At 54.5% G+C, this 20,808-nt stretch carries 23 protein-coding genes; 12 read left to right on the top strand and 11 right to left on the bottom strand.

Annotated features, from left to right (window positions below; translation table 11 throughout):
- The 4 genes from coaE to ACIQ20_RS05145 are packed head-to-tail and all read right to left on the bottom strand — an operon-like array spanning position 1 to position 2,916.
- Positions 1 to 612 carry a dephospho-CoA kinase gene (coaE, locus tag ACIQ20_RS05160; RefSeq protein WP_395778037.1) on the bottom strand — a complete coding sequence of 204 codons (612 nt, stop codon included), beginning with the start codon at positions 610 to 612 and terminating at the stop codon, positions 1 to 3.
- Positions 609 to 1,460, bottom strand: a complete 852-nt coding sequence (gene aroE / locus ACIQ20_RS05155) for a shikimate dehydrogenase (protein WP_395778035.1) — start codon at positions 1,458 to 1,460, stop codon at positions 609 to 611. The genes coaE and aroE overlap by 4 nt, the downstream gene beginning before the upstream one ends.
- Positions 1,457 to 2,044: a Maf family protein gene (locus ACIQ20_RS05150; protein ID WP_395778033.1), complete on the bottom strand. Its 588-nt coding sequence runs from the start codon at positions 2,042 to 2,044 to the stop codon at positions 1,457 to 1,459. The genes aroE and ACIQ20_RS05150 overlap by 4 nt, the downstream gene beginning before the upstream one ends.
- Before the next feature lie 2 nt (positions 2,045 to 2,046).
- Positions 2,047 to 2,916: a pyruvate, water dikinase regulatory protein gene (locus ACIQ20_RS05145; protein ID WP_395778031.1), complete on the bottom strand. Its 870-nt coding sequence runs from the start codon at positions 2,914 to 2,916 to the stop codon at positions 2,047 to 2,049.
- 449 nt (positions 2,917 to 3,365) lie between these two features.
- Between ACIQ20_RS05145 and hemE the strand changes: the two genes are divergently transcribed.
- The 5 genes from hemE to ACIQ20_RS05120 all read left to right on the top strand — a co-directional run bounded on the left by hemE (position 3,366) and on the right by ACIQ20_RS05120 (position 7,896).
- On the top strand, positions 3,366 to 4,412 hold the full coding sequence (gene hemE / locus ACIQ20_RS05140) for a uroporphyrinogen decarboxylase (protein ID WP_395778028.1): 1,047 nt from the start codon (positions 3,366 to 3,368) through the stop codon (positions 4,410 to 4,412).
- A gap of 41 nt (positions 4,413 to 4,453) precedes the next feature.
- Positions 4,454 to 5,500, top strand: a complete 1,047-nt coding sequence (gene hemH / locus ACIQ20_RS05135) for a ferrochelatase (RefSeq protein ID WP_395778026.1) — start codon at positions 4,454 to 4,456, stop codon at positions 5,498 to 5,500.
- Positions 5,497 to 5,952 (top strand): CopD family protein, encoded by a 456-nt coding sequence (locus tag ACIQ20_RS05130; protein WP_395778024.1) that lies wholly within the window; start codon positions 5,497 to 5,499, stop codon positions 5,950 to 5,952. Before hemH ends, ACIQ20_RS05130 begins: the two co-directional genes overlap by 4 nt.
- A gap of 138 nt (positions 5,953 to 6,090) precedes the next feature.
- A complete protein-coding gene (gene rho, locus ACIQ20_RS05125) occupies positions 6,091 to 7,386 on the top strand; it encodes a transcription termination factor Rho (protein WP_085340974.1) in 1,296 nt (431 codons plus the stop codon).
- A gap of 72 nt (positions 7,387 to 7,458) precedes the next feature.
- Entirely contained in the window at positions 7,459 to 7,896 is a 438-nt protein-coding gene (locus tag ACIQ20_RS05120) for a hypothetical protein (protein WP_395778021.1), read from the top strand.
- 10 nt (positions 7,897 to 7,906) lie between these two features.
- On the opposite strand, the gene ACIQ20_RS05115 is transcribed toward ACIQ20_RS05120, so the two are convergent.
- The 6 genes from ACIQ20_RS05115 to ACIQ20_RS05090 form a co-directional block, all read right to left on the bottom strand.
- Positions 7,907 to 8,575 (bottom strand): SDR family oxidoreductase, encoded by a 669-nt coding sequence (locus tag ACIQ20_RS05115; RefSeq protein WP_395778019.1) that lies wholly within the window; start codon positions 8,573 to 8,575, stop codon positions 7,907 to 7,909.
- The gene (locus tag ACIQ20_RS05110) at positions 8,572 to 8,778 is read right to left on the bottom strand and encodes a twin transmembrane helix small protein (protein WP_313586790.1); all 207 of its coding nucleotides are present in this window, start codon (positions 8,776 to 8,778) and stop codon (positions 8,572 to 8,574) included. Before ACIQ20_RS05110 ends, ACIQ20_RS05115 begins: the two co-directional genes overlap by 4 nt.
- A gap of 56 nt (positions 8,779 to 8,834) precedes the next feature.
- Positions 8,835 to 9,647, bottom strand: coding sequence for a DUF4908 domain-containing protein (locus tag ACIQ20_RS05105; protein ID WP_395778017.1), 813 nt, complete (start codon positions 9,645 to 9,647; stop codon positions 8,835 to 8,837).
- An 84-nt stretch (positions 9,648 to 9,731) separates the two neighbouring features.
- Positions 9,732 to 10,616, bottom strand: a complete 885-nt coding sequence (locus tag ACIQ20_RS05100; RefSeq protein ID WP_395778015.1) for an oxaloacetate decarboxylase — start codon at positions 10,614 to 10,616, stop codon at positions 9,732 to 9,734.
- Positions 10,613 to 11,122 (bottom strand): 3-isopropylmalate dehydratase, encoded by a 510-nt coding sequence (locus ACIQ20_RS05095; protein ID WP_395778013.1) that lies wholly within the window; start codon positions 11,120 to 11,122, stop codon positions 10,613 to 10,615. Before ACIQ20_RS05095 ends, ACIQ20_RS05100 begins: the two co-directional genes overlap by 4 nt.
- Positions 11,119 to 12,435, bottom strand: a complete 1,317-nt coding sequence (locus tag ACIQ20_RS05090) for a 3-isopropylmalate dehydratase large subunit (RefSeq protein ID WP_395778011.1) — start codon at positions 12,433 to 12,435, stop codon at positions 11,119 to 11,121. The genes ACIQ20_RS05095 and ACIQ20_RS05090 overlap by 4 nt, the downstream gene beginning before the upstream one ends.
- 118 nt (positions 12,436 to 12,553) lie before the next feature.
- Here ACIQ20_RS05090 and ACIQ20_RS05085 point away from each other — a divergent pair, with 118 nt between their 5' ends.
- Positions 12,554 to 12,937, top strand: a complete 384-nt coding sequence (locus tag ACIQ20_RS05085) for a YciI family protein (RefSeq protein WP_395778009.1) — start codon at positions 12,554 to 12,556, stop codon at positions 12,935 to 12,937.
- 77 nt (positions 12,938 to 13,014) lie between these two features.
- The gene (locus ACIQ20_RS05080) at positions 13,015 to 13,812 is read left to right on the top strand and encodes a GntR family transcriptional regulator (protein ID WP_395778007.1); all 798 of its coding nucleotides are present in this window, start codon (positions 13,015 to 13,017) and stop codon (positions 13,810 to 13,812) included.
- Positions 13,813 to 13,821: 9 nt separating this feature from the next.
- Here ACIQ20_RS05080 and ACIQ20_RS05075 read toward each other — a convergent pair whose 3' ends face one another.
- On the bottom strand, positions 13,822 to 14,508 hold the full coding sequence (locus ACIQ20_RS05075) for a response regulator transcription factor (protein ID WP_395778004.1): 687 nt from the start codon (positions 14,506 to 14,508) through the stop codon (positions 13,822 to 13,824).
- Positions 14,509 to 14,583: 75 nt separating this feature from the next.
- Between ACIQ20_RS05075 and ACIQ20_RS05070 the strand changes: the two genes are divergently transcribed.
- From ACIQ20_RS05070 to lnt, 5 genes are all read left to right on the top strand, one after another.
- Positions 14,584 to 15,090 (top strand): L,D-transpeptidase, encoded by a 507-nt coding sequence (locus tag ACIQ20_RS05070; RefSeq protein ID WP_395778002.1) that lies wholly within the window; start codon positions 14,584 to 14,586, stop codon positions 15,088 to 15,090.
- A gap of 78 nt (positions 15,091 to 15,168) precedes the next feature.
- Positions 15,169 to 16,596 (top strand): tRNA (N6-isopentenyl adenosine(37)-C2)-methylthiotransferase MiaB, encoded by a 1,428-nt coding sequence (miaB, locus tag ACIQ20_RS05065; RefSeq protein WP_395778000.1) that lies wholly within the window; start codon positions 15,169 to 15,171, stop codon positions 16,594 to 16,596.
- The gene (gene ybeY, locus ACIQ20_RS05060; protein WP_395777998.1) at positions 16,593 to 18,089 is read left to right on the top strand and encodes an rRNA maturation RNase YbeY; all 1,497 of its coding nucleotides are present in this window, start codon (positions 16,593 to 16,595) and stop codon (positions 18,087 to 18,089) included. Before miaB ends, ybeY begins: the two co-directional genes overlap by 4 nt.
- A gap of 61 nt (positions 18,090 to 18,150) precedes the next feature.
- Positions 18,151 to 19,014 carry a hemolysin family protein gene (locus ACIQ20_RS05055; protein ID WP_395777996.1) on the top strand — a complete coding sequence of 288 codons (864 nt, stop codon included), beginning with the start codon at positions 18,151 to 18,153 and terminating at the stop codon, positions 19,012 to 19,014.
- 8 nt (positions 19,015 to 19,022) lie between these two features.
- Positions 19,023 to 20,624, top strand: a complete 1,602-nt coding sequence (gene lnt / locus ACIQ20_RS05050) for an apolipoprotein N-acyltransferase (RefSeq protein ID WP_395777994.1) — start codon at positions 19,023 to 19,025, stop codon at positions 20,622 to 20,624.
- Positions 20,625 to 20,808 lie beyond the last annotated feature (184 nt).

Below are 20,808 nucleotides of genomic sequence, written 5' to 3'. Positions count from 1 at the left end.
TTATTTTTCCGCCGTTTCGGCTGCTGGTTTGATCAACGCCGCATGAACCTTCCCAACTTGTTCGCGCGCGGCGTCAAGACCCAAGCCCGTGTCGATGACAAAATCGGCCTTCGCGCATTTAACTTCATCGGGTGTCTGGCGTGCCAAGATGGAGGCGAACTTCTCTTCAGTCATACCAGGACGGGCCAAAACACGGGTCCGCTGCATTTCTGCCGAGCAGGAAACAACAATCACCGCATCGACATAAGCTTCCCCGCCGGTTTCAAACAACAAGGGTACGTCGACCAACACCAAGCCGGCCCCCTGCTCACGCGCTGCGACCAAAAAATCAGCGCGATCCTTACCGACCAAGGGGTGCACAATGGCTTCGATTTGCTTGAGAAGCCCAGGGTCTTGAAGAATCTTAGCGGTCAAGATGTTGCGGTCGACCCCATGGGTACCAATGGCTTCGGGAATGAGGGCCTCAAGAGGGGGTATTGCTGCCCCATCTGGTGCATAGAGCCGATGGACGGCCGCATCAGCATCCCAAATCGGCACGCCCAAGTCTTTGAACATGGCAGAAGTTGTCGACTTCCCCATGCCAATCGAACCAGTCAGCGCAACAATCTTCATCCAGCAAATGCCCTTTCTAGGGTTCTCAAGCCATCCTTAAGGTCGGGCAGTATGCCAAACCAATGCTGGAACGCCAAAGCGCCCTGGCCAGCCAACATGCCCAACCCATCAAAATGCCGGCGCTTTGCCGCCTTGGCGCTTTCCAGATAAGCGGTCATACGCGGCGAATAAATGGTATCATAAATGATTGCGTCTGGATGCGTTGGTGAAAAATCCGGCGCGAAAGGCGATTGGTTATTGAGGCCTTGGCTGGTGGCATTGATGACAAGGCCTGCACCCGCCAAATGCTGTGGCAAGTCCTGCCACGTTCCCACCTGAATTTGTTTGGGATTCAAGTCGTTTGCAATCTTTTGTGCGCGCTCTTGATCGCGATTGATGACACGAATGGCTTTCTGGCTATGCGCTGATAGGGCCGCGAGGATGGAACGTGCGGCGCCTCCAGCACCCAAAACCACGATATGTCCATCAAGCTCGCGCCAGTCAGCAGCCCGCGCGTCCAGATCAGCAACCAGTCCATCGCCGTCCGTGTTGTTGGCGTCATAGCCACGGCCAGCCCGGTCCAAGCTTAAGCAATTAGAAGCGCCAACCAGTTTCACCCGGTCGGATTGACGCAATGCCGCCTGTGCCGCGCGTTCCTTGAACGGTGTCGTGATGTTTAGCCCGCACACATCGCTCGCCGCCAAACCTTGAAGAGCCGCCTCAAAGTTCTCCAGCTCAACGGGGAGTGCTACATAAAGTGCGTTAAATCCGTGCGCTTGTATCCAGGCGTTTTGCAAAACTGGCGACATGGAATGCCGCACCGGGTTGCCTAAGACCGCATAAAGCTCGGTCGATCCGCTGATCTTCATGTTGGGACCTCGCCATGCAGGCGCAAGAAAGCCAAGACCTCCAACAAGGGTAAGCCCAGGATGGAAAAAAAATCACCTTCGACCCGCTCAAACAACTGCGCGCCTGGACCCTCAAACTGATAGCAGCCAACGCTTGAGAGCGCCTCTTGCCCATAAGCATCCAAGTATGACCGCAAGAAGTCATCCGAAAAGGCCCGCATCGTCAGTTTTGGGCTCGTCACTAAGCGCCAGACGGATTGACCATCTTTTGCGATGACCGCTGCACATTCAAGGCTGTGGGTTTTGCCGCGCAATTGGCTGAGGCGATCAAAAGCCTCGTCCAGGGTTTCGGCCTTGTCAAAGGAATGGCCTTCAAACGATAAGATTTGATCACAGCCAAGCACAAATCCGGGCCGTCTTTGTGAAACCTTCAACGCTTTAAGTTCAGCGAGTTTATCGGCTTGAGTGCGCGGGCTTGCTCCTTCGGACCGCATCGCTTCTTTGACGGCATCCTCATCCACGCCAGATCCGATTGCCTCAAAGCTGATGCCTGCTTGGGTTAGGAGGTGGCGGCGAATGGCACTGGTAGAAGCGAGCGTTAGCATGACTATTTGGCATTCCGGTCTGCAAGTAGATTCAAAATCGCGGCCGAGGTTTCTTCAATCGATCGTCTTGTTACGTCGATGACGGGCCAATTCTGACGTTCAAACAATCGGTTAGCATCTGTGATCTCTTCGCGGACTGCATCTTCATCGACATATTCACTGGTCGCATCGGCATTAAGGGACAAAAGCCGGTTTCGGCGTATGGCAATCAACCGATCTGGTGAAACCCTTAATCCGACAACGAGTGGCTTACTCAATTCCAATAGCGCTTGTGGGATTGGCGCTTTTGGCACCAGCGGGAAATTCCCGGTTCGAATACCGCGATTGGCGAGATAAATTGAAGTCGGCGTTTTTGATGTCCGACTGACACCTACAAGTACCACTTCAGCTTGGTTGAACTCATGGACCATTTGGCCGTCATCATGGGCCATTGTGTAGTTGAGGGCATCGATCCGACGGAAGTAATTTTCGTCCAATGCCTGCTTCGACCCCGTCTTCTCACCGGCGCGCATTTTCAAATGATGCTCCCACATCGTGAGAACTTGGTCCAGGAGCGGTAGTGCTGGAATGCCCAAGCGCTTGCAATGGTCGACCAAGACATCTCTGAGGTCATGCGCGGCGATTGTGAACAGAACCACACCGGGGAAGGACTCAATTTCAGCCAAGACGCGGTCGAGCTGGCGGCGAGAGCGCACCAGATAATAGGAATGCTCTAAAGGCGTTACGCCTTCAAATAAGGGCGCGACGGCCCGTAGAACCGCGTTTAATGTCTCGCCGGTGGAGTCAGACACCAAATGAACGTTCAGAAAAGTGGAAATGCGCATAGAAGCGGTGTGAAGGACCAGCCCCGCCGGATCAAGGTTTTCGTGCATGACGGACACCAACTTCTTTTGGTCTGACCAAAATTGGATCGCCAGTTGGACCGGCTCGGCCAAGTAGGGCTGTTCATAACTTGTTAAAGAACTTTAATGAATCTCTAAGAAACGCGGTTAATTTTGTATGAATAGATATGGAAAATCGTCGATTGTGAAGAACCATCGGAAAAAGCCTGCGGAACTTTTCTCGAACATCCACAGCGCTGGTAAGGTGTTGAAATAAACGTCCCCATTGGGGGTATTTTAGGAACACAAACCCAAGCAATTGCATGATTTTCAGAGCTTTACGTCTTTTGAAGGCTGTGGAAAAAGCAAGAGCAAAAGCTGATAAACAGCTTGAGAAATCCCGTTAGGTCATGCAGGTGACTTTCACGGATCAGTCTATCCACCGTACTACTGTTTACTGATTCAAGAATCTAAATCTTATAAGGGAAGGGGAGCCCACCATGGGTCAGGGAGCAAAGGGTCACAACAGCGCATTGGTTCGCACCCTCCTAGGTGAGCAACAAGCACATCCTCCGATCTGGCTGATGCGCCAAGCGGGCCGTCATTTGCCGGAGTATCGTGAGCTTCGCGCGAAGAACAAGAGCTTCCTTGATTTTTGCTACGCGCCAGCAGCTGCGGCCGAAGCAACCTTGCAACCAGTCCGCCGATACCCGGTTGATGCAGCGATTATTTTCTCCGACATTTTGGTGGTGCCCCATGCACTGGGCCGGGATGTGCGGTTTGCAGAAGGAGAGGGCCCACTCTTGACCCCTTTAGAGGGCGCAGCCGATATCGCGAAACTGGATATGTCGCGTCTCGAAACGCGTCTAGCGCCGGTCTATGAGGCTCTAGAAAGGGTTCGGGCCGCCATGGATGGGGACCGTGCTCTAATCGGCTTCGCTGGCGCGCCCTGGACCTTGGCGACCTATATGATTCAGGGCCGAGGCGGTGAGCGTGATCTTGCTCGCGCCTTCGCGTATCAAAATCCTGAATTAGTCGACGATCTCTTGGCCATTCTCGCTGATGCGATTGGGCAACATCTGATTGCCCAAGTTAAGGCGGGCGCAAATGCACTTCAGATTTTTGAATCTTGGGCGGAAGATATTCCCGGCCACTTGTTTGCGCGCCTTGTAACCAAGCCAATCAAGCAGGCCGTTGAGGTCGTTCGCACGGTTTATCCCAATGTTCCGATCATCGGCTTTCCACGTGGGGCAGGTCACCGGGTTGGCCAATTCCTTTCTGAAACCGCTGTCCAAGGGGTCGGCCTGGATATTGCTGCTGATCTAGGCGCAGCACGCACTGCCCTGGGCCCAAAGGTCTGTTTACAAGGCAATCTTGATCCTATGGCCTTGATGGCAGGGGGTGCCGCGCTTGAACAAGCTGTCGATACTATTCTTGCCGCGGCGGCCACGGGACCACATATCTTCAACCTTGGACATGGTGTGGTGCCTGCAACGCCGATCGCCAATGTCGAATATGTGATGCGGCGTGTGAAGGGTTTGACCTAAATAAGCGTCTGCAGATCAAGAAAAAGGTTATTGAAATCTCGATGGGACAGAAAATAGCGATCGTGCTGTTCAATCTAGGGGGTCCGGACGGGCCAGACTCCGTGCGCCCTTTTTTGAAGAATTTGTTTTCTGATCCAGCAATCATCCGCGTCCCAACACCGGTGCGTTGGATATTGGCCAGATTGATTTCAACGCTGCGGGCAAAATCAGCGCGGGCCAATTATGCGAAAATGGGCGGTGGGTCACCACTGGTTCCAGAAACTTTGGCTCAAGCAGAGGCTTTGGAGCGGGCCGTCAAAGCCCGCCCAGGCTATGAGAATGCTGAGGTTAAAACCTTCCTTGCCATGCGCTATTGGAAGCCATTTGTAAAAGACGCAATAGCCCAAGTTCGTGCCTTCAACCCTGATGAAACTGTGCTTTTGCCGCTCTATCCGCAGTTTTCAACCACAACAACTGATTCCTCGCTACAAGCATGGAAAAAGGCTGGCGGTGGCCCGGCAAAACTAATTTGCTGTTATCCCGATGCGCCTGGCTTTATCGAAGCCCATGCAGAAGCAGTGATGGAAACCTGGCAAGCCGGTGGTTCGCCAGAACGCGTACGGGTTTTGTGGTCTGCACATGGACTACCTGAAAAAATTATTCTCGACGGCGATCCATACCAAAAACAGGTTGAAGAGACAGTTGCCGCATTACGGCCTCTGCTTCCCGATCACTTTGAGCATGCGATCTGTTATCAATCTCGCGTAGGGCCTGTAAAATGGATTGGTCCAGCCACGGAAACCGAGATTGAACGCGCTGGCGCGGACAAAATCCCCGTAATTGTGGTCCCTATTGCCTTTGTTTCTGAACATATTGAGACCTTGGTTGAATTGGATGAGGAATATTACGAAGTAGCGCACGAAGTTGGTGTGCCGCTTTATTTGCGTGCACCCGCTCTTGGAACGCGCGCAAAGTTCATCGACGAGCTTGCCCGGCTGACAACCGATTTATTGGAAGGGTCTGACCCGATCCTTGCTGCGCGAACGACTGGCTGTGTCGTCGCTTGTCCTTCTTGCCCGCGGGCAGAATTTGGTGGATGCGCTGCATGAGTGGGTGGATCGCCAGCCATTATGAAGTCTTCAGAGCGCTTCATTTAATTGCGGTGATCGCATGGATGGCCGGCCTGATGTATCTGCCGCGCTTGTTTGTTTATCATTCCCTAGCTCCCCTTGGGGGCGAGCTGGACCAGCAATTGATCATCATGGAGCGGCGCCTTCATCGCGGCATCATGATCCCTGCTATGATCGTGGTGTGGATTTTAGGCCTAGGCTTGCTGATTGGACGAGGCGGTTTGGATTTACTGGCCCAGCCTTGGATGCAGATTAAGTTGGCCATGGTCATCCTCATTACGGCAGTAGATCATCTCTATCTACGCTGGCGTAAAGCGTTTGAGCGGGGTCAGCGTCCGTTGAACCACGTGGCCTTCCGCTTCCTGAACGAATTGCCATTTGTTTTGATGATTATCGCTGTCTTTATGGTTGTCCTAGAGCCTTTTTCTTGACTACACACCTTGACCGCGACTGCGTTAATCGTCATGTGATCGCTAGTTGCCACAGCCGTCATTCGGTCTGGCACCTCCTTACAGCCGCTGCAGTCCTTGCAAAGACGGCTTTCACCAAAGATATTTTGAGGCCCTGACATGTCAGAGGAATTGTCGATCGACGCGCCACCACGCCGGTCCACGCTACAAGAATTAAAGACCCGTACCCCCACAGAGTTGGTGGTCCTGGCAGAATCCCTAGAAATTGACGGCGCTTCCAATCTGCGCACCCAAGATCTTTTGTTTGCTATTTTGAAGGCACAAGCTGAACGCGGCTCCGAAATCGGCGGCGGCGGCGTGTTAGAAGTGTTGCCAGATGGTTTTGGCTTCCTGCGGTCACCTGAATCGAACTATCTGTCCGGGCCAGACGACATTTATGTCTCACCTCAGCAAATCCGTCGTCACGGCCTGCGCACAGGAGACACCGTCGAAGGGCCAGTCAAGGCACCCAAAGATGGCGAGCGCTATTTCGCCTTGTCGAAAGTTGACACAATCAACTTTACCGATCCTGAGCAAGCCCGTCACAAGGTCAATTTTGATAACTTGACCCCACTCTATCCCGATGAGCGCTTGCATCTGGAAATCCAAGATCCAACACGGAAAGACCGTACTGGCCGCGTCATCGATATCGTTGCACCGATTGGTAAGGGTCAGCGGGCTTTGATCGTGGCGCCGCCACGCACTGGTAAAACGGTCATTTTGCAGAACGTCGCGAAGTCGATCGAAATCAATCACCCAGAAGTCTATCTGATCGTGTTATTAATCGACGAACGTCCTGAAGAAGTCACGGACATGAAGCGCTCGGTAAAGGGCGAAGTGGTGTCGTCAACCTTCGACGAGCCAGCCACGCGCCACGTGCAAGTTGCTGAAATGGTGATCGAAAAGGCAAAACGCCTGGCCGAACATGGCCGTGACGTCGTCATCCTGCTCGATTCGATCACACGTCTGGGCCGTGCTTACAATACCGTTGTGCCTTCCTCTGGCAAAGTTCTAACCGGTGGTGTGGATGCTAACGCGCTGCAACGCCCCAAGCGCTTCTTCGGTGCCGCCCGTAATCTGGAAGAAGGTGGCTCGTTGACTATTATCGCGACCGCTCTGATTGAAACCGGATCGCGCATGGATGAAGTCATCTTCGAAGAGTTTAAAGGCACGGGTAACTCTGAAATCATTCTGGACCGCAAGGTTTCTGATAAGCGGGTCTTCCCAGCCATCGACATCATTAAGTCGGGCACCCGGAAAGAAGAGCTATTGGTACCCAAAGAGCACCTGCCTAAAATGTATATGCTGCGGCGGATCCTCAACCCCATGGGCACCATGGATGCGATGGAGTTCTTGCTTGATAAGCTCAAACAGACCAAAAATAATGATGACTTTTTCCAGAGTATGAACACATAACATTAACCGCTGTGTGATCGACTTGGGACGCGGCTGGATCGTGCCAGCCGCGTTCTCAAAGGGGGTCTGGCGATGCGCTATACTCTGATCCTAAGTGTTCTGGCGGCAGGCCTCCTGGCAACTGCCTGCGCGCCAGCTGATCCGCTAGGCAAAATCTCAGCGGATGAACGTGAATTTTTATTTGCCGGCATAGATACCAATGCGGCCTTCTTGGGCCAGCCCGGTGATCCCGGACCGCTTGCGTGTAATCCACAGCGAATGAACCAAGGCTATGTCCTGATGGACGAAGAAACGGGCTATTGGTTGGACAGCATTCGGCCGTCGGGAATCGAGCGTCATAAGGTTTTGACGGTAGAGCCCATTGAAAAAGGCTATGAGGTCAAAGGCAAAAATGGCGTTGGTGTTACATTCAGCTTGATAATTGAGCAAACCGGAGACGAGACCGCCAGTATCTCCTGGGATGGCGCAATGCCAGAAGAATATCTGCGCTGCCCGGGCATGCCCGCGTAAGGCTCTGACTTTATAGAGCTGATTTCCGGCAAAAACTGGTGACGCCAAAGCCGCCAGGAACAAAGGCCTGCTTCTCGCCGCGAGACAAAGCCCATAAGGTTGCCGCGGCGATCTCGTCATCAGCGGTCTTGCGTGAAGCCCGCGGCGGAACATCATAAGCAATCAGCGCACTTTCACCCAAGCGCGATCCAAGCTGATGGGCCTTATGCCACTGCCGTTTGGCGGCCTCTGCGGCCGACCAGAGAGGTCGGGCCGGGTCTGGCTGCCAAGCAGCTCCCGAGACGAAGATGACATGCATCCCGCCTGTTGATCCTAGATCGGGCCCGCAATTCCTATTAGCAATTTCTAACGACGAGACTTGGGTCGCCCATAAACGTGCCATACTCTCTGCATCACTGCCCTCAGTGCATTGCTCGGCGCAATGGAACACATAGTCGAGTGGACCAAATAGATCGCGTGCGGAGGATGCCGCATTGGTCCACATGGCTGGATCTGTAACATCTAAGCCCAAAGCTAATCCCGCCGTCTTGGCTGCGGTATTGCGGGCGGCGGTAAGATCACAATCACCCACGATCAGCTTACATCCGCGTTGGGCGAGGGCTTGGCACATAACGCGGCCAAACTGCCCCCCACCGCCGGTGACCAAGGCAACTTTGTTTGCAAAGCTTCTCTTCGTCATCCCGCGCGCGTTTTGAGCCAAAAGCCAATCATCAACAGGATAACCGCAATAAACTGGACCAGAACCCGCAGGCGCATTAACTGGTTAGAACGCGACCGTGCCTTGTCACCCGTGATGGCCAAATTTGCGATACCTGCAACCAGGACAGTCAAGACCGCGGCCATGGCCACGAAAATTGCGATATTAAGGGGTTCTAAGGTCATGGGCCTGATATATGCCGGACGCAGGGTCACGGCAATCGCGACACGCTGTCGCGCAACTAACCGCTTTTGGTAAGCGCCAAAAGCACCGCTGCACTGGACGGTCTTCCGGCAAAGCCAGCACCGGGAACAACACCAATTGTCAAAATCCCCGACTGCCAACGCACACTGGGTCGATCAAGGCTGCGCTGGACGCGAATAAGTTTAACGCGGCGCTCTGGACGACCAAAATAGCCGCGAGGCGCGCGCGACATGCCTTGGGCTGCACGTTCGAGGGCTTCATGGACCAAGGCAGGCGGCAAAACACCGGAGGCTTCCACCCGAATGCTGCGGTTAGAGAATTTATCAAACCATCGCAGTGCCTTTTCAAGCGTCGCCTGTAAGGTTGCTTCGCTTCGCGCAGGGGCTGATAGGGTTTTGGCTTTGCCTTCGCTTGCAGCAAGGCCCCCATTGGTCCCAAGCGGGCCGTAAATGGTCACCCCGCCTAAGGTCGTAATCCTTACAATGACTTCGCCAATATCATTGCGTAGAAATTCATCACCGCGAGGGCCCCATTGCGAGGTCAGAGCCCAGACCTCTGGATCGCCGTCAAATCGTAACAAAACGACCCGTGGCTGGGAGCGGTCTAGCACAAAGCGGATGTTGTTCGGCCCGGCACTGAAGGAGACCGCCTGAGAGGCGGCGGCATTGGGGCTTGTGAACATATCATTGAGGGTAAGGTCGCCGGCGCGCTTTTGTGTTTGTGCGGCCGCTGATCCGCCGAGCAACAATCCAAAGGCTATAAAAGCGCACGAAAGCCAACTCAACCACGGTTGAGTGCTGACATCTGTTCCCAAATGCTTTTCACTGACGGGGCCGCGTTTAGTCACCATGAAATCCACATGCACCCAAAATCTGGCAACATAGAGACAAAAGTGTAACGAAGCGCAGTGAAGAAAGCCTTACAGATCCTAGTTTTATTCGGCCGCTTCTTGCCCGCGCATTTCATAATGCGCGCCCTGGTCCATTAAGTCAGGTAATCCTAGTAATTCGTTGATTTGTTTGAAGTCCAACATCCGATCACGGAACAGAGCCGTTGTGCCATTTGCTTTCAAGGATTGGAGAAACTGCTGCGCGATAAAGGCGTGGACTCGCACCATAGAGCCCGGTGCAATCACCAAGCGATATCCCATGTCGGATAATTGATCAGCGGTAAGGAGCGGTGTTCTTCCGCCTTCAACCATATTGGCCAAAAGGGGAGTATCTGGGAAGGCTTGGCAAATGGCCTGCATTTGATCAATCGCCTGTGGCGCTTCAACAAACAAAATATCCGCCCCGGCCTGACGATAGTGTTCTGCCCGCTCTAGAGCATGCTCGAACCCTTCCACGGCGATGGCATCGGTGCGGGCGATGATCAGGGTTTGTTCAGAGGAGCGGGCATCCACCGCCGCCTTGATTTTCCCGACCATTTCATTGGTTGCAACCAATTCTTTTCCAGCCAAATGACCACAGCGTTTGGGAGCTGTTTGATCTTCCAATTGCAAAGCATTGGCACCCATACGTTCGAACAAACGCACGGTATGCTGAACGTTCAAGGCGTTGCCAAAGCCCGTATCCGCATCCACGATAAGGGGAATTTTCACACGATCGCGCACGCGTCCAATAATATCTGCGACTTGCGTAGCCGATACCAGCCCAATGTCCGGCCGGCCTAATTGGGTGTAAGAGATCGATGCGCCAGACATATAAATGGCTTCAAAGCCGGCTTGTTCCACCAAAAGTGCACTCAAAGCATCATAAGCCCCTGGAGCCAATAGGGCTTTGCTTTGGATAAGCCGCTCGTGCAGAGAAAACTGTGTCATGCTCGATCCCTATGTGCCGCGTTATTGTGTAGGTGTGCGATCAGGCCCCCAGCCCGAACCATCGCCATCAAATGGTCTGGTATAGGCTTGCACACTAAAGTCTCACCACGCGTCGTATTCGTGATCTTGCCCAAGACTGGATCGACCATCAACAGGTCACCCTCGACAATCTGATCGGCATGCTCACAGAATAAAGCCGGAAGACCCAGGTTTAGGGCATTTCGGTAGAAAATTCGGGCAAAGCTGGGTGCAATCACGGCTCCAACGCCCAATAGTCGCAAACTTACTGCGGCTTGCTCCCGCGAGGACCCTAAGCCAAAATTCTTGCCCGCCACAACAAAGTCACCGGGTTGAATCGAGCTCGCGAAATCCGGCGCGATGGCCTCAAGGCAGTGCTGTGCCAAATCCTCCGCCGACAGCTTCATGAGATGACCCGGTGCAAGAAGGTCCGTATCGATATTGTCGCCAAAAACGAAGGCGCGGCCAGTTTGTGCGGTAGCTGTCATGCCGCCCCCGCTAGATCGGCTGCATGCACACGCGGATCACTGACGCGGCCAGCGATTGCGCTTGCCGCAACTGTGTAGGGTGACCCTAGGTAAACCAGGGCTTCAGAATGGCCCATCCGGCCTTTGAAGTTGCGATTGGTCGTGGAAATACAAGTTTCACCCGCTGCCAATAGCCCCGCCCCCATACCTGCGCACGCGCCACAACCCGATGGCAAGAGTGTCGCCCCAGCTGCCAGCAAGATAGACAAGGTCCCGTCGGCGGCGGCGTCGGCTGTGACTTGCGAACTTGCTGGCGCGACAAGCAAGCGCACACCTTCGGCAACGCGTTGACCCTTTAAGATCTGGGCTGCCATGTGTAAATCTTCTAGCTTCGCGCCAACACAAGCACCGATATAGGCCTGATCAATCGGCGCGCCGGCTGCGTGGCCAATCGGGAAGCTGTTGGCGGGTGAATGGGGTGCAGCAATTTGCGGCTCAAGATCACTGAGGTTAATCGTAACAATCCGCTCGTACGTCGCATCCGGATCGGGTTGCCAGGCCAAATCAGCTTCGGACGCTTCTCCCCCATGGGTGCGAATATGATCCAGCGTCACCCTGTCGGCCGCGATTAGACCAACTTCGCCACCGAGTTCTGCGGCCATATTGGACAAAACCATGCGTTCTTCCATCGACATCGCCGCCACGCCCGGACCACCATATTCGATCGCCTTGAACGCATTATCCATCCCAAGCTCGCGACAGAGAAGCAACATGACGTCTTTAGCCGAAACATGGCGCTTAAAACTGCCCGTCAATTCAATCCGAATTGTCTCAGGAACAATTGTCCAAGTTTGCCCTGTGACGACTATACCCAGCATGTCGGTCGCACCAAAGCCTGCGGCGTAGCATCCAAAGGCACCTGCATGAGGGGTGTGACTGTCGCCGCCCGCGACAAAAATGCCAGGTCGCAAAAGGCCTTTTTGTGGAAGAAGCGCGTGGCAAATCCCTTCCATATCAAAGAAATGACCAACATTCTGCTCTTTGGCAAATGTGCGCGTAAGCTTGAGGATCGCCGCACTCTCGCCATCGACGGCGGGGACGTAATGGTCTGACACAATCACCACGCGTGAAGAGTCCCACAAGGTTGCGCCAAGCGCGTCTAAGTGCGGCTTCCACCGCCGGGGCCCGCTTGAATCGTGGGCCATAGCGAGGTCGACTTGTACGACGACAATATCGCCCGGGGTTACATCGCCGCGACCCGAAGCCCGCGCCAGTAGCTTTTGGGCTAAGGTTTGACCTGAAAACACCTTTTGAGGTTTGGTGGCTTCTGCCATGCTGGGCCGTGCATCCAACTTCGAGAAATGATCTATCTTTATATCAAATAGCGTTTCGACATTGGCAAGGCAATGACTCACCCCTAAAGTGGATTATCCAAGGATCAGGGAGTCCCATGTGTCCAATCCACCGACCATACCCCGACAAAGCCAACCGACGTTTCTGTTTGTGTGTAAAGACGGGCCGACCGCTCCTGAAAAGCGGCTGGAGCATTTGGCGGGTCATCTCGCCCATGTCGAAGCCCATTGGCAATCTTACGTAACGGCCGGGCCCCTAAAAGAACCGGGCAGTGCGAAGATACACGGGTCCTGCTTGATTGTGTGTGCTGATGATGTTGATGCTGCATGGGCCATTATGCGCGGCGATCCTTACTTTACTTGCGATATGTTTGCTTCGGTGGAAGTACACGATATGACGATGTCTATCGGGCTTTATCCAGGAGGTAAGATCTGGGAAAGTCTTGACTCTGTTCGAGAGCGTGCCAACGGTGGTCGAGATTAACTTTACTTCGATAGCCTGCCGGTGTGAGCCTTTTTAATCTTCGATTGGCAGACTAACTTTTCTGTATGGACACGACCTTGCCCACATCCCATGAACCAAGTTCAGAACTAAAGGCCACCATGGTGGATGCAAGGCTGCCGACGCCTTTGTACCACCAATTGTTCTTGGTCTTACGTGAACGCATACGCTCGGGTGCGTTTCCGTTAGGCACTGTTCTGCCGGGCGAACAAGATCTGACGCATGTATTCAATGTTTCCCGTATTACAGTAAAGCGTGCGCTCAACGAATTGGCTTCTGCTGGCATGGTATCGCGTCATCGTGGCCGCGGGACAGTAGTCACTTACAATGCGACCGTGCCGGTCGTGAAAGGCAGCTTTGACAATCTGATGGAAGCGCTCAGAGTGATGGGCCTTTCGACAGAAGTTGAGTTGATCAATGTCGCCCAAGTTGCTGCGACCGCTGAGATCGCTGAATTGCTGGGCCTGCCCAGTGGTGTTCCTGTGCAGCGGGCAGAGCGGATCCGTAAACTGGAGGGAGAGCCCTTCTCTTACATCGTTACCCATTTGCCGATTGATATTGCCTCGACCTTTGACCCTGATTCACTTGGTCACACGCCGATGTTAGACTTGCTTGAACGGGCGGGCTTTGTCGCCGTTTCAGCGGAACAATGGATCACGGCTTGCAGTGCAGAGCCTGCAACCGCGCAGGCGCTGAAGATCGCAACTGGATCACCGCTGCTCAAAATCGTGCGCGTGATGAAGGATTCTGAATCCGCGCCAATCGAAGTTGTTCAGGGCTTTTATCGCCCCGAACGCTTTCAATATCACATGAATCTGACAAGGCAGCGAAGGGGCGGCCGCGACGAGTGGCGTTAGACTTGCGCCTTAAGGCTCAAGCCGATAGCCGCCGCCTTCGGTGATCAACAGGCCATTGCGGCTTGAAACCGGCTCAATCTTTTGGCGCAGACGATAGATATGGGTTTCCAATGTGTGCGTTGTGACTGCAGCATTATAGCCCCAGACTTCGCGCAACAATTCGTCGCGCGGCACGGCCTTAGCGCCAGATCGGTAGAGATAGCGCAAAATCGCCGCTTCCTTGTCCGTCAAACGAATTCGTTTGCCACCTGCATCGGTCAAGGTCCGGTTCGCCGGCTTAAAATCATAGGGACCAATTTTCAGCGTCGCGACATCGGTCTGATCATGGCTACGCAAATGGGCACGAACGCGGGCCAGGAGTACAGCAAATCGGAACGGCTTGGTGACATAGTCATTAGCCCCTGCATCCAAGCCCAAAACCGTATCGGAATCTGTGGACTGACCGGTCAGCATGATGATCGGGCCAGCAAACCCGCCTGTGCGGATCGATTTACAAGCTTCGCGACCGTCCAGATCTGGCAGATCGATATCCAGCAGGATCAGGTCAGGCCCTTTGGTGCGTGCTGCGGCGACGCCGCTGGCTGCATCTTGGGCCATAATGGTGTCGAATTCCCCCGTCAGCTCGAATTGCTCGGCTAAGGTGGTGCGGAGATCATGGTCGTCATCGACCAGAAGGAGGGTGCGCTTGCGTGACATGGGCACTACATGGTTGTACCTTATCGGGTGATACAAGAGGGCGGTGCATCACAGAGTCTTGATATAGGAGATTTTATGCAGGTTTTTGCAGCTTCACCATCGGGCTGGCTGACCTACGGACAGACGAAAGTCCGCTGTTCTATTGGTAAGGGCGGCACCAAGCCTGCTCAGGATAAGCGCGAAGGGGATGGGGCCAGTCCCCTGGGTGTATGGCCGATCCGCAGGATTCTATGGCGCGACGATCGTGGCCCAAAGCCCGAATCCGGGTTTGAGGCAACGCCTATTCAGTGCCAAGACGGGTGGTGTGATGCATCCATTGACCCTTGCTACAATCAGCCCGTCACCCATCCCTACCCAGCCAGCGCTGAACATTTGTGGCGCGAGGATGGGCTCTACAATGTCATTGTCGTGCTTGGGCATAATGACGACCCGGTTGTACCCGCCATGGGGTCCGCTATCTTCATGCATTGTGCCTCAGAAGATTACCGCCCGACTGAAGGCTGTGTGGCCTTGGCTGAAGAGGACCTGCGGGCGCTATTGAAGCTGGCCAAGCCCGGCGATGCCGTGGCTTTCATCGCCTGATATCATCTGGTTTGCCGGGCAAAGTGTTGCTTGAATGCTCTTGCGTATTTGCTGCGTTTGGCGTTTTAGGCTGACTTCATGCATGAAGAAGCCGCGATATCCCACAAAGACGATCTGATCGACCGCCCGACACCTGAACAGACGGGCGAAGCCGCGATTGGCAAAACCCTGTTTATTCAGACTTATGGCTGTCAGATGAATGTCTATGACAGCGAACGCATGGCCGATGTCTTGCGGCCCCTGGGTTATAGCTCGGTTGATAAGCCCGACCAGGCAAACCTTGTTGTGCTCAATACGTGCCATATTCGCGAGAAGGCGACTGAAAAAGTCTATTCCAAAATCGGACGCCTGAAAGCGCACAAGGACGCGATGGCGTTGACTGGCGACAAAATGACAATCGCTATTGCTGGCTGTGTTGCCCAAGCCGAAGGCGAAGAAATTATGCGCCGCGCGCCAGCTGTGGATTTGGTTGTTGGCCCACAAGCCTATCACAAACTGCCAGAGCTTATCGCACGCGCTGCCCGCGCCAGCGGCGAGCGCCTTGAGACGAGCTTTGAGGCAGTAGAAAAATTTGATGCGCTGCCAACCTTGCGGACACCCGACGGGCCATCGGCCTTTTTGTCCGTGCAAGAAGGGTGCGATAAATTCTGCACCTTCTGTGTGGTACCTTATACGCGCGGGGCGGAATATTCGCGGCCAGTGGACCCTATTATTCTAGAAGCCCGCGGCCTAGCCCAACAGGGCGTCCGCGAAATCACGCTTCTGGGCCAGAACGTCAACGCCTACCATGGCCAAGGTCCAGCACTGGCAGGCTCTAAAACTTGGTCTTTGGCGCAATTGGTTCGCCATCTGGCCAAAATCGGCGGGATCGAACGGATCCGCTATACGACCTCGCACCCAAGCGACATGGATGATGACCTGATCGAGGCCCATGGCGAGGTGAATGAATTGATGCCCTATCTGCATTTGCCTGTGCAGTCTGGTTCCAATAAAATCCTGAAAGCCATGAACCGGAAGCACAGCGTCGAGAGCTATCTCGATAGTATCGCCAAGGTGCGCAAAGCCCGGCCGGATATTGCATTGGCCTCTGATTTCATTGTGGGTTTCCCTGGTGAGAGTGAACAAGACTTTGAAGATACGATGGAGTTAGTCCGCGCTGTTGGCTATGCTGGGGCCTATAGCTTCAAATATTCTAAGCGCCCCGGCACACCTGCCTCGGAAATGTATGGTCAAGTCGCTTCTGATGTGGCCGATGACCGTTTGCAGCGCTTGCAAGCTTTGATCCTGGAGCAACAGCGCGCTTTCAACGCCGCCAAAGTCGGGGAGATATTTGATGTGCTCTTCACGGGCAAAGGTCGTAATGACGGACAAATCCTTGGTCGCAGTCCGTGGTTGCAATCTGTGCATGTTGCAGGACCTGATCATTTGATTGGCCAGCTTCATAGCGTGCGAATTATTGGCACCATGCCCAACTCCCTCACTGGGGAATTGGTGATGGCGTCGTGACGCGTCGTCGTAAATCTGAAGAAGGCCGCGTCGCGCTGACCAACCCGAGTTTGGTGCCCTTGGTGGCTGGTCCCGCTCATCGCAATCTCACCTTGGTCGAAGATGCTTTTGGCGTCGATGTCTCGGCACAAGGTGGCGATATCCTTGTTCATGGCGATGATCCCGTGTCAGTCAATCAGGCACGCGAGGCCTTGCAGTCCTTGATCGAAAAGGCTGAAGCTGGGATGGCCTTGGGCCTGCCTGAAGTGCGCTCTGCCATCACCTTCGTGCGCGCTGGATCGCGGGGGCGAAGCGGGGCGCTGGCTTTGCCAGGGCGTCGCGCCGACATTAAGCCCAGAACCCCGACACAGTCCGTCTATCTCGACGCCCTGATGGGCGGTGAGTTTGACTTGGTATTTGGCGTTGGTCCTGCAGGGACGGGCAAGACGTTTCTGGCAGTGGCTGTCGCGGTATCCATGCTGCTGGAGGGCCGGGTTTCCCGCGTGGTCGTCACACGCCCTGCGGTGGAGGCAGGTGAGCGATTGGGCTTTCTGCCCGGCGACCTTGAAGAAAAGGTCGATCCCTATCTGCAACCCATATGGGATGCCTTCAAAACCTTACTGGGTGCCGCTCAGTTAGAGCGCCGAAAAGCAGCAGGCGAAATTGAAGTCGCACCTTTGGCGTTCATGCGTGGGCGCACCTTGTCGGATGCATTTGTGATCGTGGATGAAGCGCAAAACACCACGCGCATGCAGATGAAAATGCTGCTGACCCGCTTAGGCGAAGGATCGCGCATGGCTGTGAACGGCGACCCCAGTCAGATTGATTTGCCGCGCTCCAGCGATTCTGGTCTGCCCCATGCCTTGCGCATCCTCCGACGCGTAGCCGGCATGAAGATCGTCCATTTCACAGCCGAAGACGTGGTTCGACATCCACTTGTTGGGCGGATCGTCTCAGCCTATGAGCGCGAAACGGCGGAATCGATTCCTGCACCCATGCCAAAACCGGTAACGCCAGAGCCAGCAATGATCGACGAATCTGCTTCTTTTGATGTCGATGTTCAAATCGAAGCCGAAGGTTGGCACCAAGTCTTTGGTCCTGATTGGGAAGCGGAGATCGGCAAGATCGTGCAAGCTGCTTCACATCATTTTGAACCGGCTGGCGACAGCTTCGCTTTACTCCTGACCAGCGACGCAATCGTTCAAGGGCTAAATGCGCAGTGGCGCAACAAGGATCAGCCGACAAATGTCCTGTCTTTTCCTGCACCTGAGACGGTGCACGCTTTGGAGAAGACCTTGGGCGATGTCGCTTTAGCCTATGAGACTTGCGCCCGGGAGGCTCAAGAGCAGGGCAAGAATCTTAAAGATCACGCTACCCATTTACTTGTGCATGGGCTATTACATCTTTTAGGATATGATCATGAAGCCGACGATGATGCGGCGGAGATGGAAGGCTTAGAGAGAGAGATATTGGCAGGCCTCGGCATTGCTGATCCTTATCAAACCCATGACTGACGACCCATCCAGTAGTAACTCAGCCAAGAAACCTAGCTTTTGGAAGCGGTGGACGCAGAAAATGCGTCGCCAGAATGATTATGCGGGCCTAGACCCCGCAGAGCTTCTGCGTGAGCGCGAGCAGTCGGGCGAAACCATAGAGCGCACTCAAAAGGACATGATCGTCAAAGCCGCCAGCTTTGACCGTTTGTCCGTGCGTGATGTGATGGTGCCGCGCGCGGACATTACGGCCGTCGACATCGAAATGCCGCTGGGCGAGGTCGCCCGCATGTTTGAAGAGCATCAGCATTCGCGTATGCCGGTTTACGCCGAAAACCTCGATACCCCCTTGGGCTTTGTTCATGTGAAGGACATCTTGTCCCTCCTTATCCCCGACGAGGAAGGCCTTACCAAAGCCAAGCTGGATGACCTCGTTCTGGGCCGGCTAAAGCGCGATTTGCTCTATGTGCCGATCTCTATGAAGCTGCCGAATCTGTTACTTCAAATGCGGGCGAAGCGGTGCCACATGGCGTTGGTGATCGACGAATATGGCGGCACCGATGGTCTTGTGACCATTGAAGACCTCGTGGAAGAAATCATCGGCGATATTGATGATGAGCACGACGATCTCGACCAAGATTTGATCGTCGATACCGGCAATGGCGTCTGGGAAGCCGACGCGCGTGTCGAATTGGATGATTTTTCCAAGCGAGCCGGGGTCGATCTGACGCTGGAAGATATGGAAGATGATATCGATACGCTCGGCGGTTTGGTCTTCGCTCTCGCAGGTCGGGTGCCACCGCGCGGTGAAATTCTCCATCATCCTACAGGCTATGATTTTGAAGTGATTGACGCCGACCCGCGCCGGATCAAGCGCGTGCGGATCCGTTCTGCTAAAGCTGTGGAAAAGGCCAATACCGATAGTTTGCAGGCACCCTCTGCGTGACGGAGGCCATGGCAACTCCATCCCAAGCGGCTGCACCCGAAATCCGTCATCCCATAGCCATCCTGGGGCCTAACAAGCCTGCTTGGTTGTCTGGCTTGTGCGCTATGTTTTTGGGAGCGCTTGCTGTTCTGGGTCATGCCCCGTTCCACTTTTGGCCGGCGTTTGCGGTTTCGATTTGTGGCCTAATTCTATTGTTGGATGGTGCGTCCCAAAACAAAAAGCGGCTGCGCTCCGCCTTTTGGCGCGGCTGGGCTTGGGGATTTGGCTATTTCCTGGCTGGCATGTTCTGGGTCGGCAATGCGTTTTTGGTGGATGCTGAGAAGTTTGCCCTGCTCATGCCGTTTGCGGTCACAGCCTTGCCCGCCGCGATGGGGGTTTATTGGGGGTTAGCATCGGTGGCCGCCATGTTCATCTGGGGCGCGGGCGCTGCACGCCTTCTGACCTTTGCAGTCTGCTTTGGTGCTGGTGAGTTCGTGCGCAGCCATTTATTCACGGGGCTGCCTTGGAACCTGCCCGCCTATATCTGGAAGCCGGGTGAGGCGATCAGCCAGGTTGCAGGTCTCATCGGGCCTTACGGCCTATCGCTTTTGACCCTGTGGGCTTTGGCGACGCCTGTGGTTCTGTTAGCTAAAGGCGAGGCACGCAGACCACCTTTGACCCTGATCGCGGCCGCCATACTGGCATTTGGTAGCCTTTCTTATGGCTTTATTCAGCTGCGCGCAGCCGGGCCAATTAGCCCTATGGCAGGGACGGGGCCGATCATCGCTGCAGGTCAAGCCGGATTTAGCCAAAAGGAGGTCTGGGATCCTGCCAACGGATCGCGGATCGTGGAAACCTATTTGGGCCTTTTGGATACACCAGATGCTCAAAAGGCCGATATTGTGGTTTGGCCAGAAGGCGCCTTTCCGTTCCTCCTCTTGGAAGAGCCATTTGTCTTGAATGAAATTCAGGCCCGCCTTGGGCCGCGTACCTTAGCGGTGGGGTCAATCCGCCGTGACCTTTTGGCAGGCCAAGCATCCTATACCAACAGTCTATTGGTTTTTGACGTTGAGCAGGGCGGTCTGACGACCCGTTCGGTCTATGACAAGCATCATCTTGTGCCCTTTGGCGAATATCTGCCGTTAAGGCCGATCTTCAATGCCCTTGGGATCGCCAGTCTGGTTTCCTATGACGGGGAGATGTCGCCAGGGCCTCAGCCCACGACACTGAGCCTACCTAAAGCCCCGCTCGCCGATCCACGCATTTGTTATGAGATTGTTTTCCCAAGCTTTAATAAGCAAGCGACAGGTAAAGCCGCGTGGATTTTGAATGTGTCGATTGACGCTTGGTATGGCGATTTGTTGGGGCCAGACCAGCATTATGCACAAGCCCGCTATCGCGCGATTGAAACGGGCCTGCCACTGGTGCGCTCTGCAAGTGGTGGTTGGTCGGCCATTGTCGACCGCCTTGGTCGCCCGGTAGCCGAGCATCGGGCGGGTGCCGGTTATGCCACAGGCCGCTTGCCCGCCACGGCAGGGCCGACATTCTACGCACGCTATGGCGAGGTCGCTTTTGGCGTTTTGCTACTTAGTTTTTGCCTAATGGGGGTTTGGCGACACAAGCGCCATTGACACAACCAACTCTTAATTGTGGGGGTGCTAGAGATCTGGTGTCTGCTTTGCGCCAGTGAACGAACCCGCTCCGCGGGAGGTTTGTGCGTGATGGGCTGGGGGCATGGATTTGGGTTGATTGCGATTTTGATTGAAGAAGTGGGTTTAGGTTCTGACGATGGATGCTCCTTTAACAAGATAGGAG

It is taken from the genome of Aquidulcibacter sp. (assembly GCF_044346625.1).
Classification (GTDB): domain Bacteria; phylum Pseudomonadota; class Alphaproteobacteria; order Caulobacterales; family Aquidulcibacteraceae; genus Aquidulcibacter.
Note: the sequence above shows the minus strand (reverse complement) of the source record. Positions and strands in the feature narration are given on the sequence as shown.